This is a genomic window from Martelella limonii, from assembly GCF_013344475.1.
GTDB classification, from domain to species: domain Bacteria; phylum Pseudomonadota; class Alphaproteobacteria; order Rhizobiales; family Rhizobiaceae; genus Martelella; species Martelella limonii.
Map to the genome: position 1 here is coordinate 197,139 of NZ_JABUOU010000001.1, position 15,686 is coordinate 212,824.

Consider the following 15,686-nt stretch of genomic DNA (forward strand, 5'->3'; position numbering starts at 1 on the left):
CTTCAGGGCCACAGGCCTTGTGTATCCATAGTTTCCCGAGGGCTATAGCATTGCGGTGGCGGGGAAAAAAGGCATCGGGGCCCGAAACTTTGCGAAAAGTCGCGGCCCGGCACGCGCCAAGCGGTCCGGATGCCGTAACAATTGTTATTCCTATAACTTCTGTTATAGTGATGAAAAGACGGTCGCGCCGTGAAGATTTAAATATCGTCCGCAAAGCGTTGGTTTTAAAAATATATCTTCTTCCGAAGGCAGGTTTTTGACATGCACGAGCTGAGTGAACCCGAACGCGCGCTGCTGGATCTGATCCGGGAGAACCCGTTCGCCGGACAGCAGCAGATGGCAGACCAGCTTGGTCTGTCGCGTTCGGCCGTCGCTGCCCATATCGTACGGTTGACGGAAAAGGGGCATATTCTCGGTCGCGGCTATCTGCTTCCCGGCGAGGACCGGATCGTGGTGGTGGGTGGCGCCGTGATCGATCGCAAATATCTCGCCCGCGCGCCGCTGATTGCCGGCACCTCCAACCCGGTGGAAGGCATGCGCAGCTTCGGCGGCGTTGCCCGCAATGTCGCCGAAAATCTTGCGGCACTCGGCGCCAATGTCGGCTTCGTGTCGGCGGTCGGCGCGGATGAAAGCGGCCGGGACCTTCAGCGCCATCTTGCGGGCAAGGGTGTCGATGTCGCCCATCTCTATGCCTTGCCCGACGAGCGCACCGCAGAATATGCCGCCATTCTCGAACCCTCCGGCGATCTCGCCTATGGCATTGCCGACATGGCGATCTTCGACCGGTTGACGCCGGACCTGCTGGTGAATGCCGCACCAGCTCTCGCCGCGGCGCGTCTGGTGTTTGCCGATTGCAATCTGCCGGCAGATACGCTCACCGCGCTGATCGAGCGCCGCAATGGCGGAAAGTTCCAGCTCGCGATCGACGCCGTGTCGACGCCGAAGGTCAGGAAACTGCCCGCAAGCCTTGCCGGGATCGATCTCCTGTTCCTGAATCTCGACGAGGCCTCTGCCTGGCTTAGAGTCGAATATGACAGGGATATCAATGGAATGGCGCTTGCATCTCAGGCCTTGTCTGAGGCTGGAGCGGGCGCCGTGATTCTGACATGCGGCACCATGGGCGCTGTCGTTTCCGAGCGCGGTACCGCGCGGCCGGTTCCTGTCGTTGCCGCCGAGCCGGTCGACATGACCGGCGCCGGTGACGCCATGATTGCCGCAACCCTCTACCACTATCTCGGCGGTGGCGCGCTTCATGAAGCCGTGCGGCGGGGCGCGCTGAGCGCGGCGCTGACGACGGAAAGCGCGTCAAGCGTCCACCCGCAAATGTCATCCCACTTCATCGAGGCCCATCTTCATCGCCTCGACCCAATACAAGGAGAATCCGTTGCGTAAGATCGAAATCATCCTCGGCAAAGAGGTGTCCGAAGCGCTTGCCGCAAGCCGCCCGGTGGTGGCGCTGGAATCGACCATCATCACCCATGGCATGCCGTACCCCGCCAATCTCGAGACCGCGCTCGGCGTCGAGGCCGTGGTGCGCGAGAACGGCGCCGTGCCCGCCACCATCGCCGTGATCGACGGCAAGCTCCATGCCGGCCTCGAGCGCGATGTGATCGAGCGGCTGGCGAAGGTTGAAAGGGGCGTGGTCAAGGCTTCGGGCCGCGATCTGGCGGTTGCCATGGTCAAGGGCCAGACCGCAGGCACCACGGTGTCGGCGACCATGAAGATCGCAGCCCTTGCCGGCATCTCGATCTTTGCGACCGGCGGGGTGGGCGGCGTTCATCGCGGGGCCGAGCAGACCTTCGACATCTCCGCAGATCTCACGGAGCTTGGCCGCACGCCTGTCGCCGTCGTCTGCGCCGGCGTGAAGTCGATCCTCGATATTGCCAAGACGCTCGAATATCTCGAAACCCAGCGCGTGCCGGTGATCGCCTATCAGAGCGACGACTTCCCGGCCTTCTTCACCCGTTCCAGCGGCTACAAGGCCGACCACCGGCTCGACAGCGCCGAGGACATCGCGGCGACCATGCTGGCGCATGATGCGCTCGAAACCGGGACAGGCATGCTGATCGCAAACCCCGTTCCGGAAGACGATGCGCTGACGCCCGAATTCATCGACGGCACCATCGACGACGCCGTTGCCGAGGCAACCGAGCGCGGCATCGGGCGCAAGGAGCTGACGCCCTTCCTGCTTGCCCGCATCAATGAACTGTCCGAGGGCCGCAGCCTCAAGGCCAATATCGCGCTGGTGCGCAACAATGCGGCACTTGCTGCTCGGATTGCTGCGGCACGCGCCAAGGCTTCCGCCTGAAGCCGCATTGCGTTTCGGTTTCATGGCGCTAGTCTTCCCGGACAACAATCCGAGGAGACAGCCATGACCGAGACCTTTCCCGCACTCCTGATCCGTGACAAGGAAAACCCGGCTGCCGTGCTGACGGACTTGAGCCGGGCCGACCTGCCGGATCTGCCCTTGCTGGTGCGCGTCGACTATTCCAGCCTGAACTACAAGGACGGGCTGTCGGTGACCGGCAAGGGACGGATTGCCCGGCGCTTTCCGATGGTGCCGGGGATCGATACCGCCGGCACGGTGGTGGAATCGGCAAGCCCTGCCTTCCAGCCCGGCGACCGGGTTATCGCGACCGGGAACGGGCTTTCCGAAACCGAATGGGGCGCTTATTCCACCTATCAGCGGCTGAAGCCCGAATGGCTGATGCGCCAGCCGGAAGGGTTCACCCAGCGGCAGGCAATGGCCATCGGCACGGCAGGGGTGACGGCGGCGCTCTGCGTCAACCAGCTGCTCGCCTGGGGCAATCTTTCGCAGGATGGCGGCAGCGTGCTGGTAACCGGCGCTGCCGGCGGCGTCGGCTCCTATGCCGTGGCGCTGCTCTCGGCACTGGGTTTCCATGTCACGGCCTCAACGGGCAGGCCGGAAACCCACGACTATCTCAAGGCGCTCGGCGCCAAGGAATTCATCGACCGCAAATCGCTTTCCGCGCCCTCCAAACCGCTTCAGGAGGAGCGCTGGATGGGCGCGGTTGACAGCGTCGGCTCGACCACGCTTGCCAATGTTCTTGCCCAGACGATGCGCGACGGTGCGGTGGCCGCATGCGGTCTTGCAGGCGGCGCAGACCTGCCTGCCACCGTGATGCCGCATATCCTGCGATCCGTGACGCTGATCGGCGTCGATTCGGTCTTCGCGCCGCCGCGCCGCCGCGAGGCCGCATGGCGGCTGCTGCAGACGGCCCTGAAGCCCGAGCACATCGATCTGGTGACCGCCGGCGAGATCGACCTTGAGGGCTTGCCCCAGGCGGCAGAGGATATTCTGGCGGGCAGGGTGCGCGGCCGGATGATCGTGAAGGTGGCCTAGACCGGCATCTTTCCCCGTCTCCCTCAGGCATCCTCCCATTTTCCTGTCGCCGAGCCACAAAAAAAAGCCGCCCCGGAGGGCGGCTTTCTGATTTCGGTCGCGTTGACGAAAATTAACGCGAGTAGAACTCGACCACGAGGTTCGGTTCCATGATGACCGGGTAGGGGATGTCGGCGAGAGCCGGAACCCGTACGAAAGTGGCGGTCATCTTGTTGTGGTCGGCGTCGATGTAGTCCGGAACGTCACGTTCTGCGAGCTGGGTCGCTTCGATGACGCTTGCGAGCTGCTTGGAGCGCTCGCGAATGGCGATGACATCGCCGGCCTTGCAGCGGTACGAGCCAACATTGACCTTGACGCCGTTGACGGTGACATGGCCGTGGTTGACGAACTGACGGGCAGCAAAGACCGTCGGTACGAACTTGGCGCGGTAGACGATCGCGTCGAGGCGGCTTTCCAGCAGGCCCACCAGGTTTTCACCGGTGTCGCCCTTGCGGCGGTTGGCTTCTTCGAAGATCGCCAGGAACTGCTTTTCGCGCAGTTCGCCGTAATAGCCCTTCAGCTTCTGCTTGGCGCGCAGCTGCACGCCGAAGTCGGAGAGCTTGCCCTTGCGGCGCTGACCGTGCTGGCCGGGGCCGTATTCGCGACGGTTCACCGGGGACTTCGGACGGCCCCAGATGTTTTCGCCCATACGGCGGTCAATTTTATGCTTGGACGATTCGCGCTTGCTCATCGTATTTCCTTAATCTCATAAACACGGGACCGGCCGAACCGGGAGCCCAAGGAAACACGCCCTCCTTTGGCACCTTCTTTCGAAGGACCTGACAGGTTTTCGTGGAAAAAAGCGCCCTGAAAACCACGGGACATGTCGGTTAGAAACACCGATCAGATCAGTGTTGGCGCGCTGATAGTCGTCTTTTGCCCGAAAGTCAACGTCTGCGGCGTGGACTCTTGTCCGTCCGCCATGCTTTAAACCGTTCCATCGCTTCTTCAAATCAGGATCTTTCACCATGCCGATCACCTCCGAAACGCTCGACGCCATCGCCGGGCTGATGCGCCACGCTGCCAAACAGGAAATCCTGCCGCGCTTCCGCGCGCTCGGCGATGATGACGTCGCAGAAAAGACCGAGGCGAGCGATCTGGTCACGGTGGCCGATACCAGCGCAGAGCGGGTGATCAAGGCGGGCATTGCCGAGATCCTGCCGGATGCGCTGTTCATTGGGGAGGAGGGCGTTGCCGCGGACCCGTCACTTCTATCAGGGCTGAAGGACGCCGATGTCGCCGTGGTCGTCGATCCGATCGACGGCACGTTCAATTTTGCCCATGGCATTTCCGCTTTCGGCGTGATGGCGGCCGTGGTGGTCAAGGGCGAAACCGTCGCCGGCCTGATCTACGATCCGATGGGCGACGATTTCATGATGGCGGAAAAGGGCGGCGGCGCGTTTCTGAAGCGCGCCGATGGTGCATCTCGCAAGGTGAAGGTCGCAGCGCCCGTGCCGCTCGAGGAGATGCTGGGCACGGCCTCGGTCGCCTTCATGCCGAAGGAAAAACGCGCAGTCCTGCTCGCCAACATGGCAAAGGTCCGCTATGCCGCAAGCTACCGCGCGGCAGCCGTCGAATACCGTGCCTTTGCCTCCGGCGGATCGCATTTCTTCACCTATTTCAAGCTGATGCCGTGGGATCATCTCGCCGGCGTACTGATCGGCCAGGAAGCCGGCGGCTATATCGCCCGTTATGACGGCTCGGCCTATCTGCCGGCCCATCTCGACGGCGGCCTGCTGGGCGCGCCGGATAAGGAAAGCTGGCAGGAACTGCACGACAAGGTGTTTGTCCTGTAACGGCAAACCCGGGTTTCATCGCGCAGGAAAGCAGTCGGTTGTCCCGATGTCCGCTTCTCTGGTCACGCTTGCTAGATACGTGCGGCACATCAGGACGAGCTGGCGGCGGATCGGTTCCGCCTCTTCCCTTGAAAGCCTCCGCTCGAAGACATGGCGTACCGCGCCGAAAATGACGGTGACGAGCGTGAGGTTCACGCTTTGAATATCCGCGATCGATGGATCACCGGCGCTGTCGAACATGGCGCTGGTTGCGGTATCGACGCGGGCGACGAATGCCGCGATCAGCGCTTCATTATTCAGTCCGGCCATTGACTGGTAAAGCGCCAGCGTCGCATCCATGCGCTCCATTTTCGCCTGCCAATAGGTATCGATCAGCGCCTCGACCATGTCGCCGATCGGCGCGCCCTCGAGTGCTGCGCATCGTGCCTCGACCCTTGCCGCAAGCGCCTCTAGATAGCGCTCGTTCAGCGCATAGATCAGCGCGTGTTTGTGGGGGAAGTACTGATACATGGTTCCGACCGAAACGCCGGCGCGCTCGGCAACACGGGTGGTGGTCAGCCGATCCAATCCATCGCTGATCAAAAGCTGAATGCATGCCTCGAAAATTGCATCGACAGTGACTGCCGCGCGTGCCTGACGCGGCTTCTTCCGGGGGCTGAGGCCTGAGGGCGTGGTCCGTTCCAAATGCGAATCCCGAAACCGAATGTTCCTTCATATATTTACAAGAGACAAAACACGCAGGAAAGGCTTGTTTCATGAAGGACCAACGCATCGCTCTCATCACCGGCGCCAACAAGGGAATCGGCCTCGAAATCGCCCGCCAGCTCGGGCAGGCGGGCGTCCATGTGATCATTGGCACACGCAACGTTGAGCGCGGCATGGCCGCTCTCGAGAAACTGGCCGGGGCAGGCGTCGCCGCCCACCATGTCCACCTCGATCTCGATGAGCAAGACAGCATCGCCGAGGCTGCCCGTCTCATTGGCGAGGAACACGGCAGGCTCGACATTCTTGTCAACAATGCCGGCATATTCGATCCCCATGACGGTCCTCCTTCAAAGGCGCCCGCTGCGGTAGCGCGCCGCCAGTTGGAGGTGAATTTCATCGGCGCACTGATGGTAACGCAGGCCATGCTGCCGCTTCTACGCGCTGCGCCGGCAGGACGGATCGTGAACCTCTCGAGCGCGCTCGGCTCACTGACGCTGAACGGAGATCTCGAGAGCCCCTATTATTCGGCCCAATATCTTGGCTACAACGCCTCGAAGGCCGCGCTCAACATGATGACTGTTCAGCTTCGCCAGGAACTGCGCGACACTGCGATCGTCGTGAATTCGGTCAGCCCCGGCTTTGTGCAGACGGATCTGACCGGCGGCAACGGCTTTGTGACGGCGGAGGAGGGGGCGGTGCTTCCGGTCCGGTTCGCGCTGGAAGGAAAAGAGAATGGCGGCTTCTTCGATCCTGCTGGCCCCACCCCATGGTGACGGCATGCATAAAACCTCTTGCATGGTACGTTGATATCAACGTAAATAATACTGCTTTGGAAGCAGGAGGGTTTCAGCATGGACGATCTCGTCCCGGCCAGCGAACTGGCAGCCAAGAACACGGTGCAATTTCCGAATGAGAGCGCGGACTACCGCAGCGCGCGCAATGCCTTGCTCGCGCAAGAGATCGAGCTGAGGCGGAAGATGGAGGCAACCGCCGCTTTGCGCCGGGCCCTGCCGCCGGGCGGCGAGGTGCCGCAGGATTATGATTTTGTCGGGCCGGAGGGGCCGGTAAAACTCTCCGAGCTCTTCGGCGACAAGGATACGCTTATCATCTACAGCTTCATGTACGGGCCCGGGAGCAAACGCCCCTGTCCGATGTGCACCTCGATGGTCGGCTCGTGGGAGGGTAAATTCGAGGATATCCGCCAGCGTGTCGCGATCGCGGTCGTCGCCCGTTCGCCGATCGAGCGGCTGGAGGCGTGGAAGCAGGAGCGCGGCTGGCGGCAGATGCCGTTTTATTCCGATGTTTCCGGCGATTTCACGCGCGCCTATGTCAGTCCCGAGGAGGAGGATATACCGGGCTATACCGTGTTCGAAAGGAAGGACGGCGTAATCCGTCATTTCTGGAGCGAGGAGATGGACCCTAACATGACCGACCCCGGACAGGACGGGCGCGGGGCCTTGCAGATGGATCCGTTGTGGCTGCTGCTCGACAGCACCCGGGAGGGGAGGGGCACCGACTGGTATCCAAGCCTTCGCTACGAAGACGAGCATTGAGCCATGAAAAAGGGCGCCCGCAGGCGCCCTTCTTGCATCAAACTTCGGGGTTTTGGGGCTGAAACAGCCTGCCCTTTTCAGCGATCAGCGTGCACACGAGCGCAAGCGTCGCGAAGATGAAGAACCCGGCAATCATCGGCGTGGTCGTGCCGTTGAAGGAAAATCCGATCGCAGCCCCGAGCAGTGCCGAGCCTGCCGTGCTCGCAAAGCCCAGGATCGAGGAAGCGGCGCCAGCCACATGGCCGAGCGGCTCCATCGCCAGAGCGTTGAAGTTCGGGCCGATCCAGCCGAACTGGAACCAGGCCAGCATGAACAGGGCGTAGAACACCCAGAACGGCATCGTGCCGGGGACCACGAGATCGATTGCGAGCCAGACGCCGGTGGTCGCCACGAAGCCGATCAGGGCGCCGTGCGACAGGCGGCGCATGCCGACCTTCCCGACGATGCGGGAATTGGCCAGCGACGACGCGGCCATCACGATGCCGATACCCGCAAAGGCGATCGGAAACAGCGTGCCGAGATCGAAGACATCGACATAGACCTGCTGCGCGGAGTTCACGAAGCCGAAGATGCAACTCATCATGAAGGTCGTGCCGAGCGTGTAGAACAGCGCGATCCGGTTGCTGAGCACGACCCCGAAGGAATGGGTGATCGCCTTTGGCGTCAGCTCCACGCGGTCTTCGGGGTGCTGTGTTTCCGGCAGGCGGAACATCACCCAGAAGAAGTTGCAGAATGCGGCAAGTGCAAGAAATCCGAATACCAGATGCCATTCGCCCGCAAGCATGATCGCCTGTCCGATGGAGGGAGCGATCACGGGGATGATCATGAACACCATCATGATCAGCGACATGATCTCGGCCATCTTGCGGCCACCGTAAAGGTCGCGCACCACCGCAACCGAGATGACGCGGGTTGCCGCGGCGCCGAGGCCCTGGAAGAACCGCACGGCAAGCATCAGCGTGAAGCTCGGCACGAAGACGCAAAAGACCGCGCCGATGAAATAGATGACGAGGCCGACGAGCAGCGGCGTCTTGCGGCCGAAGCGGTCGGCGAGCGGCCCGTAGGCAAGCTGCGCGACGCCGAAGCCGAGCACATAGGCGGTGATGATGAACTGGTGCTCGTTCTCGGACTGGACGCCGAGGCTTGCCCCGATTTCCTTCAAGCCCGGAAGCATGATGTCGATTGCAAGCGCGTTGAGCGCCATCAGCGCGGCCATCATGGCCACAAGCTCCCATTTCCCGGGAGCGCGCCGGACAATCTCGGCGCGAGTCTGTATTGTTTCTGTCACAATCAAATATCCTGAAAGCAAAATAAGGCGCCGCATGGCGCGGCGCCTGTTCTGACCGGCGCAATCACCGGCAAGCGTCAATGATCAGCGTAATGGCTGGTTCAGGCAGCGCCGCGAACGGCAACGCCCTTGCTGACCATGTGTTCCTGAAGCTCGCCGGCCTGGAACATCTCACGCACGATATCGCAGCCGCCGACGAATTCACCCTTCACATAAAGCTGCGGGATGGTCGGCCAGTTGGAGAAATCCTTGATGCCCTGGCGCAGATCACCGTCGGCCAGAACATTGATGCCTTTATAATCGACGCCAAGATAGTCGAGAATCTGCACGACCTGTCCCGAAAATCCGCACTGCGGGAACTGCGGCGTTCCCTTCATGAACAGCACGACGTCGTTGCTGTCGACTTCGCTCTTGATGGCAGTCTGAATGTCGCTCATGGAAAATCCTTTCACATGCGGGTCAAGGTCCGCAGCGTTACTTGCTTTCAGCATATAATCGATCGATTGACATTCGCCAACCCCCGGGCGCGCAGCAATTTGCACGCCAATCGGGCTATTGCGGGGCGGATGTCTGCAGCGCGAGCGCGTGCAGCACGCCGCCCATATTGCCCTTCAGCGCGTCGTAGACCATCTGGTGCTGCTGCACGCGCGTCTTGCCCCTGAAGCTTTCCGATACCACTTCGGCAGCGAAATGGTCGCCGTCGCCTGCCAGATCCCTGATCGTCACGGTGGCATCGGGAAGGGCTGCCTTGATCATGTCTTCGATTTCGCCCGCGCTCATCGCCATGGTGATGCTCCTTCCTGCTCGCCGTTCTTATGCCGGCTGGGTTTCGCCGCCCGGGGCGGCCATGAAACGAGGGAACCACATTTCGTGGGCGGTGCGCAACTCCTCGACAGCGACGCTCACAAGATCGTCGATCACCAGCGCATTGCCCTTGACGGTCCCGAGCCTGCGGAATGCCAGCGCGCAGCCTTCTGCTGAGGCGCAGACGAAGTTCGCGAACTGCGGCTGCACCGTGATGATGTAGCGCGCCTGGTCCTCGCCAAAGAGCAGAGCGTGGGCAAGCCCGCGCGACTGGGCGATGCTGAGCTCCATGCCCTTGCCGGCCGACATGCACATTTCGGCAAGTGCGACCGCAAGGCCGCCGGCCGAAATGTCGTGGCAGGCGGTGACCTGGCCATTATTGATGGCGGAGCGCACGAAATCACCCGTGCGGCGTTCAAGGTGAAGGTCGACGGTTGGTGCGGGTCCGTCGACCAGGCCCAGCACGTCGCGCATGTAGGAGGAAGAGCCGAGATGCTCGCCGTCCTGACCGATCAGGATGACGTGATCGCCTTCGGAAAACGAGCCGATGCGCGCCATCTTGCGCCAATCGGACAGAAGCCCGACGCCGCCCATGGTGGGGGTGGGGAGGATCGCCTCGCCATTGGTCTCGTTGTAGAGCGACACATTGCCGGACACGATCGGGAATTCCAGGATGCGGCAGGCTTCGCCGATGCCTTCGATCGCCTTGACGAACTGCCCCATGATTTCCGGCTTTTCTGGATTGCCGAAATTGAGGTTGTCGGTGCTGGCAAGCGGTTCTGCGCCGGTCGCCGTGATATTGCGCCAGCATTCGGCAACCGCCTGCTTGCCGCCCTCGAAAGGATCTGCCTCGACATAGTGCGGGGTCACGTCGCAGGAAAAGGCAAGCGCCTTGGTCGGATGACCATCGACGCGGATCACGCCAGCATCGCCGCCGGGAAGCTGCAGCGAGTTGCCCTGGATCAGCGTGTCATATTGTTCGTAGACCCAGCGGCGGCTCGACTGATTCGGCCCGCCGACGATCGTGAGAAGCGCTGCGTTGTAATCTTCGGGCTGCGCGATCAGATGCGCGGGTAGTGTGCCGCGAGTATCGGGTTCGCGCCAGGGACGGTCATATTCCGGCGCCTGGTCGCCGAGATCCTTGATCGGCAGGTTTGCCACTTCCTCGCCATTGTGGATGACGCGGAAGCGCAGGTCGTCGGTGGTCTTGCCCACGATAGCGAAATCGAGGCCCCATTTCTTGAAGATCGCCGCGGCTTCCTCTTCCTTTTCGGGATCGAGCACCATGAGCATGCGCTCCTGGCTTTCCGAGAGCATCATCTCGTAGGCCGTCATGTTCTCTTCGCGCACCGGCACCCGGTTGAGGTCGAGCTCGATGCCGAGATCGCCCTTGGCGCCCATTTCGACGGCCGAGCAGGTGAGGCCGGCTGCCCCCATGTCCTGGATCGCGATCACCGCGCCGGTCTTCATCAGCTCCATGCAGGCTTCGAGCAGGCATTTCTCGGTAAAGGGGTCTCCGACCTGCACGGTCGGGCGCTTTTCCTCGATGTCTTCGTCGAACTCGGCAGATGCCATGGTCGCGCCGCCGACGCCATCGCGGCCGGTCTTGGCGCCGAGATAGACGACCGGCAGGCCAACGCCCTTGGCTTCGGAATAGAAGATCGAATCGGACTTCGCGATACCGGCGGCAAAGGCGTTGACGAGGTTATTGCCGTTATAGCGGGCGTCGAACTCCACCTCGCCGCCAACGGTCGGAACGCCGAAGGAATTGCCGTAGCCACCAACACCGGCAACGACACCCGAGACGAGGTGACGGGTTTTCGGATGGTCCGGCGCGCCGAAGCGCAGCGCATTCATGGCCGCAACCGGGCGCGCGCCCATGGTGAAAATGTCGCGCAGGATGCCGCCGACGCCGGTCGCAGCGCCCTGATAGGGCTCGATATAGGAGGGGTGGTTGTGGCTCTCCATCTTGAAGACCACGCAGTCGCCGTCATCGATGTCGACCACGCCAGCGTTTTCGCCCGGGCCCTGGATCACGCGGCGGCCAGTGGTCGGCAGCGTGCGCAGCCAGCGCTTGGAGGATTTGTAGGAGCAGTGCTCGTTCCACATTGCCGAAAAGATGCCGAGTTCGGTGAAGCTCGGCTCGCGGCCGATGAGCGACAGGATCCGCTCATATTCATCAGGCTTCAATCCGTGAGCCGCGATCAGTTCCGGGGTGATGACCTGGGTGTTGGAAATGGTCATGTGACGTGGGCATCCCGCTTTGGTTTTCAGACGATATTCGCGTTCCATAGCCGATGTTGCAATGCGACGCGACAGGGTTTTTTTCGTTTTGCGACTGTGTCCACGCCCTCAGCCGCGCCAGTACATCGGCATCAGCACCACGACGATGGTGAAGATTTCGAGACGGCCGAGCAGCATCAGGATCGAAAGAAGGCAGAGCTCGGGATCGGCAAAGGACGAGAAATTGCCTGCAGGCCCGATGATATCTCCAAGCCCCGGGCCGACATTCGAAAGGGCCGTGACGACAGCGGTGGTCGAGGTAATCAGGTCATAGCCGAGCAGCGACATCGCCAGGCTTCCGAAGGCCCACAGCAGGATATAGGCGGTGAAGAACATCGATACCGCGCGCTGGGTTTCCGAATCGACGCCGAGCCTGCCGTAGCGGATCGAATAGACTGCGTTGGGGTAAATCAGTTTCTTCATGCCGGTCTGCAGCATGTTGAAAAGAATCAGGAAACGATAGGCCTTGATGCCGCCGGCGGTCGAACCCGAGCAGCCGCCCATGAAGGTGAGAAAGAACACCAGCACGACTGCGAACGTGCCCCATTGCGAATAGTCCGTGCTCGCAAAGCCGGTCGTCGACAGGATCGAGGATACGTTGAAGAACGACTGGGTGAGCGCTGCGACGAAGGTCATGCGATCGTTGAGGCTGATGTAGAGCGCCAGGCAGAACACTGCCACGGCCAGATAGCTGAGAAACAGCACGATCTGTGGGTCACGCAGGGCATCCAGCCTGCCGCGTACGACGAAAACGATCAGGATCGAGAACGGCAGGCTGCACAGCGTCATGAAAAAGCCGGCGATCCAGAGCAGACCCGGATTGTCGAAATAACCGAACGAGGCATCATGTGTGGAAAAGCCGCCGGTGGCGACCGTCGTCAGTGCGTGATTGAAAGCATCGAACTGCGACATGCCGGCAATGCCATAGCAGATGGCGCACACGATCGTGATGCCGACATAGATCGCAAGGAAGGCCCGGGTGAAGCTTGCCATGCGGGCAAACGGCTTGTCGCCGGTGTCCGATGATTCCATCTTGAAGAAGGCCATGCCGCCGATCCTGAGGAACGGCAGGATGAACAGGCCGAGCGCCACGATCCCGATGCCGCCGAGCCATTGCAGCAGCGAGCGCCAGAGAAGGAGCCCGGGCGCCATATGGTCGAGCCCAGTGAGAACGGTGGAGCCGGTGGTCGTGATGGCGGAAATCGATTCGAACACCGATTGTGCGAAGGTCAGGTCGCCGGCTGCCAGATAGATCGGGATCGCGCCGACGAGCGCGAAGGTGATCCACAGAAGATTGACCAGAAAGAAGCCGAGACGCCGGCTGAAGGGCGGGGGATTTCCGCGCATGGCAACCGCAGTGACCGCGCTGATGCCGCCGATCATGAAGCCGCACAGGGCAAAGACCTGCCAGTCGTCATTGGCGAAATAGAGGTCGACCATGGCTGGAACGAACATTGCAGCGGCGAGATAGATCCCGCAAATGGCCGCAATATAGAAGGCAGACCGCAGAAGCGTGGCGTTCAAGGGTCAGTTCCCTGTCATATTCTCTTATCAGATACGGGCTTTTTCCAGACCCGGTTTCTATGCCATAGCCGTGTAGACCGACAAACTCAATGGGAAGCAGGAAATGCGTGACAATGTGATTGCGGCAAAGACCGCCCTCAGAGACCTGTGCGACCCGACGCCCCTGCAGCGCAATGTCCATCTGAGCGCCAAATTCGATGCCGATATCTACCTGAAGCGCGAGGACCTGTCGCCCGTGCGTTCCTACAAGCTGCGTGGCGCCTTCAATTTCATGCGCAAGCGCATGGGAGGCGAGGGCGCGGAGAAGCTGTTCGTGTGCGCTTCCGCCGGAAACCATGCGCAGGGCTTTGCCTTCTGCTGCAGGCATTTTGGGGTGAATGGCGTCGTCTTCATGCCGGTCACCACGCCGCAGCAGAAGATCGACAAGACCAGGACCTTCGGCGAGGGCTTCATCCGCATCGAGCTTGTCGGCGATATTTTCGATGTCTGCTACGGCGCCGCGCGCGCCTTTGCGGCGGATCACGATGGCATCCTGGTGCCCCCCTTCGACGATCCCGATATCATCGAGGGGCAGGCGACGGTCGCAAGCGAGATCGAGGAGCAATGGCCGGAAGGCGAGGATCCGTTCGATCTGATCGTGATGCCGGTAGGCGGCGGTGGCCTTGCAGCCGGCGTCACCAGCTATTTCGCGGATCGCCTGCCGGACCGGGCCTATCTCTTCACCGAGCCGGAGGGCGCGCCGAGCCTCAAGCGCGCGCTCACCGACGGGGCGGTGGTGACGCTCGACGAGGTCGACAATTTCGTCGATGGCGCAGCCGTTGCCCGCATCGGGGATGCCAATTTCGAAGCGCTGAAGCGTTTTTCGGCGGACCAGGTCATGGCCGTTCCCGAAAACGCGCTGTGCGTGACGATGACGGAGATGCTCAATGTCGAGGGCGTTGTGCTGGAGCCCGCCGGCGCGCTCGCGCTGACGGCGCTTTCGCGGATGCCTGCCGAAGAGGTGAGGGGGCGGCGGATCGTCGTTCTGGTATCGGGCGGCAATTTCGACTTCGACCGTCTGCCGGACGTGAAGGAGCGGGCGATGCGCTATCTGGGCGTGAAGAAGTATCTGGTCCTGCGGCTGCCGCAGCGGCCGGGCGCCCTGAAGGATTTTCTTGCGCTTCTCGGACCGGATGACGATATCGCGCGTTTCGAGTATCTGAAGAAGTCGGCCCGCAATTTCGGCTCTATCCTGATCGGGATCGAGACGTCGAGGCCGGAGAATTTCGGTGTCCTGTTCGAAAATCTTGCCCGGAACGGGCTCAAATATCAGGATATCACTGACAACGAGGTTTTGGCGAACCTCATCATCTGATCGTGCATGCTGGCGCGCCTAGTGCCGATCGGCTAAAATGACCAAAAGGAGTTTGCAAGATGGCATCGTTTTTTTCACGCATCGGTTCAATGTTTTCCGGCGGCGGCAATGCCGGCAAGGAGAATGAGCAGGCGGTGAAATCGATCGTTCACGACGAATGCATCATCTTTGCCGAGCCTGCCAAGGAAGGGTCCCAATATCGTCTGCAGGGCCGAATCGAGAAGGACGTCAACGACGAGACGCTGACGCGCACCTTCATCCGCGCCGATCTGTTCTCCTCGCAGGACGAAGCGATCGAGTGGACCTTCCGCAAGGGCCGGCAGATCATCGACCAGAACGGCAAGAGCCTGTTCTCCGACGGTGCTAAAAGCCGGACAGCCTGATTCGCAGAGCCGCCATGCGGCTCTCTCTTCCGGAAGCGAATTCATCCGGCTTTATTTGCGCAGCCGTCAGCGCGCCTGCCGCAGGCGGCTAGAAATGGAAGATCAGCAGATAGCTGGTCAGGATCGCAATACCGAAAAACGACAGCCAAACAGGCATGTAATGTGGTGCAGCCGCAGGTATGTTAGTGTTGCGTTCCCGCTCTATGACAGCGCCATCATGGGTCTCAAGCGCAGAAAGACTGTAGCTGCCGCACCGTTTGCACACGCGGCCAGTCGCCTGCACCATCATGCAGTCGATGCATTTATACGTAGCCATGTTCATTTCTCCTCTTGCGGAGAAGTTAGTATGGTTTACGCATTTGATCAACTCAGTCTGCTTAAATAGTCAATACTTAACAGAAGCTAAAAACGTGGGCTTATCCTTACGTTCCAATCCTCTTGTAAATAGCCTCAAAAATTAAACCGTTTGTATTTCGAGAGCGGCTTCTGTTTTTAAAGCGAATCTTCACGCGCAGCGCCCTCGCATCATCGGCGGGCGGTTCGACAGTCGCGCGTTAAACTTGAAGGCCGGTTCCCGTGTGAAGTCAGTCTTT

Annotated in this window: 16 protein-coding genes; 8 read left to right on the forward strand and 8 right to left on the reverse strand. The window is 61.0% G+C overall.

From position 1 onward, the window contains the following. The first annotated feature begins 261 nt into the window (after nucleotides 1–261). The 3 genes from HPQ62_RS00865 to HPQ62_RS00875 all read left to right on the forward strand — a co-directional run bounded on the left by HPQ62_RS00865 (nucleotide 262) and on the right by HPQ62_RS00875 (nucleotide 3,364). A complete protein-coding gene (locus tag HPQ62_RS00865) occupies nucleotides 262–1,392 on the forward strand; it encodes a carbohydrate kinase (RefSeq protein WP_174800624.1) in 1,131 nt (376 codons plus the stop codon). Next, nucleotides 1,385–2,308 (forward strand): pseudouridine-5'-phosphate glycosidase, encoded by a 924-nt coding sequence (locus tag HPQ62_RS00870; protein WP_174800625.1) that lies wholly within the window; start codon nucleotides 1,385–1,387, stop codon nucleotides 2,306–2,308. Before HPQ62_RS00865 ends, HPQ62_RS00870 begins: the two co-directional genes overlap by 8 nt. A 63-nt stretch (nucleotides 2,309–2,371) precedes the next feature. Further along, complete coding sequence (locus tag HPQ62_RS00875; protein WP_174800626.1) at nucleotides 2,372–3,364, forward strand: MDR family oxidoreductase; 993 nt, start codon at nucleotides 2,372–2,374, stop codon at nucleotides 3,362–3,364. Nucleotides 3,365–3,476: 112 nt separating this feature from the next. Here HPQ62_RS00875 and rpsD read toward each other — a convergent pair whose 3' ends face one another. Next, a complete protein-coding gene (gene rpsD, locus HPQ62_RS00880; RefSeq protein WP_174800627.1) occupies nucleotides 3,477–4,094 on the reverse strand; it encodes a 30S ribosomal protein S4 in 618 nt (205 codons plus the stop codon). Between the two features lie 277 nt (nucleotides 4,095–4,371). Between rpsD and HPQ62_RS00885 the strand changes: the two genes are divergently transcribed. After that, on the forward strand, nucleotides 4,372–5,199 hold the full coding sequence (locus HPQ62_RS00885; RefSeq protein ID WP_174800628.1) for an inositol monophosphatase family protein: 828 nt from the start codon (nucleotides 4,372–4,374) through the stop codon (nucleotides 5,197–5,199). A 15-nt stretch (nucleotides 5,200–5,214) separates the two neighbouring features. Here the strand turns inward: HPQ62_RS00885 and HPQ62_RS00890 are convergent, their stop codons facing one another. Continuing rightward, nucleotides 5,215–5,883 carry a TetR/AcrR family transcriptional regulator gene (locus HPQ62_RS00890; protein WP_174800629.1) on the reverse strand — a complete coding sequence of 223 codons (669 nt, stop codon included), beginning with the start codon at nucleotides 5,881–5,883 and terminating at the stop codon, nucleotides 5,215–5,217. A gap of 71 nt (nucleotides 5,884–5,954) precedes the next feature. Here HPQ62_RS00890 and HPQ62_RS00895 point away from each other — a divergent pair, with 71 nt between their 5' ends. Both HPQ62_RS00895 and HPQ62_RS00900 read left to right on the forward strand, forming a co-directional pair. Next, a complete protein-coding gene (locus HPQ62_RS00895) occupies nucleotides 5,955–6,677 on the forward strand; it encodes an SDR family oxidoreductase (RefSeq protein WP_174800630.1) in 723 nt (240 codons plus the stop codon). Between the two features lie 78 nt (nucleotides 6,678–6,755). Further along, nucleotides 6,756–7,457, forward strand: coding sequence for a DUF899 family protein (locus HPQ62_RS00900; protein ID WP_174800631.1), 702 nt, complete (start codon nucleotides 6,756–6,758; stop codon nucleotides 7,455–7,457). 37 nt (nucleotides 7,458–7,494) lie between these two features. On the opposite strand, the gene HPQ62_RS00905 is transcribed toward HPQ62_RS00900, so the two are convergent. The 5 genes from HPQ62_RS00905 to HPQ62_RS00925 form a co-directional block, all read right to left on the reverse strand. Continuing rightward, complete coding sequence (locus HPQ62_RS00905) at nucleotides 7,495–8,676, reverse strand: multidrug effflux MFS transporter (protein ID WP_174800632.1); 1,182 nt, start codon at nucleotides 8,674–8,676, stop codon at nucleotides 7,495–7,497. Nucleotides 8,677–8,846: 170 nt separating this feature from the next. Then, nucleotides 8,847–9,182, reverse strand: a complete 336-nt coding sequence (gene grxD / locus HPQ62_RS00910; protein ID WP_174800633.1) for a Grx4 family monothiol glutaredoxin — start codon at nucleotides 9,180–9,182, stop codon at nucleotides 8,847–8,849. 115 nt (nucleotides 9,183–9,297) lie between these two features. After that, complete coding sequence (locus HPQ62_RS00915; protein ID WP_174800634.1) at nucleotides 9,298–9,531, reverse strand: BolA family protein; 234 nt, start codon at nucleotides 9,529–9,531, stop codon at nucleotides 9,298–9,300. Between the two features lie 27 nt (nucleotides 9,532–9,558). Next, on the reverse strand, nucleotides 9,559–11,793 hold the full coding sequence (purL, locus tag HPQ62_RS00920) for a phosphoribosylformylglycinamidine synthase subunit PurL (protein WP_174800635.1): 2,235 nt from the start codon (nucleotides 11,791–11,793) through the stop codon (nucleotides 9,559–9,561). 108 nt (nucleotides 11,794–11,901) lie between these two features. Then, nucleotides 11,902–13,356: a TrkH family potassium uptake protein gene (locus tag HPQ62_RS00925; RefSeq protein ID WP_174800636.1), complete on the reverse strand. Its 1,455-nt coding sequence runs from the start codon at nucleotides 13,354–13,356 to the stop codon at nucleotides 11,902–11,904. Nucleotides 13,357–13,459: 103 nt separating this feature from the next. On the opposite strand from HPQ62_RS00925, the gene ilvA reads away from it, so the two are divergent. Together ilvA and HPQ62_RS00935 are read left to right on the forward strand one after the other, a co-directional pair. Beyond that, complete coding sequence (gene ilvA / locus HPQ62_RS00930) at nucleotides 13,460–14,710, forward strand: threonine ammonia-lyase (protein WP_174800637.1); 1,251 nt, start codon at nucleotides 13,460–13,462, stop codon at nucleotides 14,708–14,710. Nucleotides 14,711–14,769: 59 nt separating this feature from the next. Beyond that, nucleotides 14,770–15,093 carry an HlyU family transcriptional regulator gene (locus HPQ62_RS00935; protein WP_174800638.1) on the forward strand — a complete coding sequence of 108 codons (324 nt, stop codon included), beginning with the start codon at nucleotides 14,770–14,772 and terminating at the stop codon, nucleotides 15,091–15,093. An 88-nt stretch (nucleotides 15,094–15,181) separates the two neighbouring features. Here HPQ62_RS00935 and HPQ62_RS00940 read toward each other — a convergent pair whose 3' ends face one another. Beyond that, nucleotides 15,182–15,409, reverse strand: coding sequence for a hypothetical protein (locus tag HPQ62_RS00940; protein ID WP_174800639.1), 228 nt, complete (start codon nucleotides 15,407–15,409; stop codon nucleotides 15,182–15,184). Nucleotides 15,410–15,686 lie beyond the last annotated feature (277 nt).

Coding starts and splice junctions, on each gene's coding strand:
- HPQ62_RS00895 (WP_174800630.1), top strand. CDS start 5,955: ATGAAGGACCAACGCATCGCTCTCATCACCGGCGCCAACAAGGGAATC.
- HPQ62_RS00915 (WP_174800634.1), bottom strand. CDS start 9,531: ATGGCGATGAGCGCGGGCGAAATCGAAGACATGATCAAGGCAGCCCTT.
- ilvA (WP_174800637.1), top strand. CDS start 13,460: ATGCGTGACAATGTGATTGCGGCAAAGACCGCCCTCAGAGACCTGTGC.
- HPQ62_RS00865 (WP_174800624.1), top strand. CDS start 262: ATGCACGAGCTGAGTGAACCCGAACGCGCGCTGCTGGATCTGATCCGG.
- purL (WP_174800635.1), bottom strand. CDS start 11,793: ATGACCATTTCCAACACCCAGGTCATCACCCCGGAACTGATCGCGGCT.
- HPQ62_RS00900 (WP_174800631.1), top strand. CDS start 6,756: ATGGACGATCTCGTCCCGGCCAGCGAACTGGCAGCCAAGAACACGGTG.
- rpsD (WP_174800627.1), bottom strand. CDS start 4,094: ATGAGCAAGCGCGAATCGTCCAAGCATAAAATTGACCGCCGTATGGGC.
- HPQ62_RS00940 (WP_174800639.1), bottom strand. CDS start 15,409: ATGGCTACGTATAAATGCATCGACTGCATGATGGTGCAGGCGACTGGC.
- HPQ62_RS00905 (WP_174800632.1), bottom strand. CDS start 8,676: ATGATGGCCGCGCTGATGGCGCTCAACGCGCTTGCAATCGACATCATG.
- HPQ62_RS00885 (WP_174800628.1), top strand. CDS start 4,372: ATGCCGATCACCTCCGAAACGCTCGACGCCATCGCCGGGCTGATGCGC.
- HPQ62_RS00935 (WP_174800638.1), top strand. CDS start 14,770: ATGGCATCGTTTTTTTCACGCATCGGTTCAATGTTTTCCGGCGGCGGC.
- HPQ62_RS00875 (WP_174800626.1), top strand. CDS start 2,372: ATGACCGAGACCTTTCCCGCACTCCTGATCCGTGACAAGGAAAACCCG.
- grxD (WP_174800633.1), bottom strand. CDS start 9,182: ATGAGCGACATTCAGACTGCCATCAAGAGCGAAGTCGACAGCAACGAC.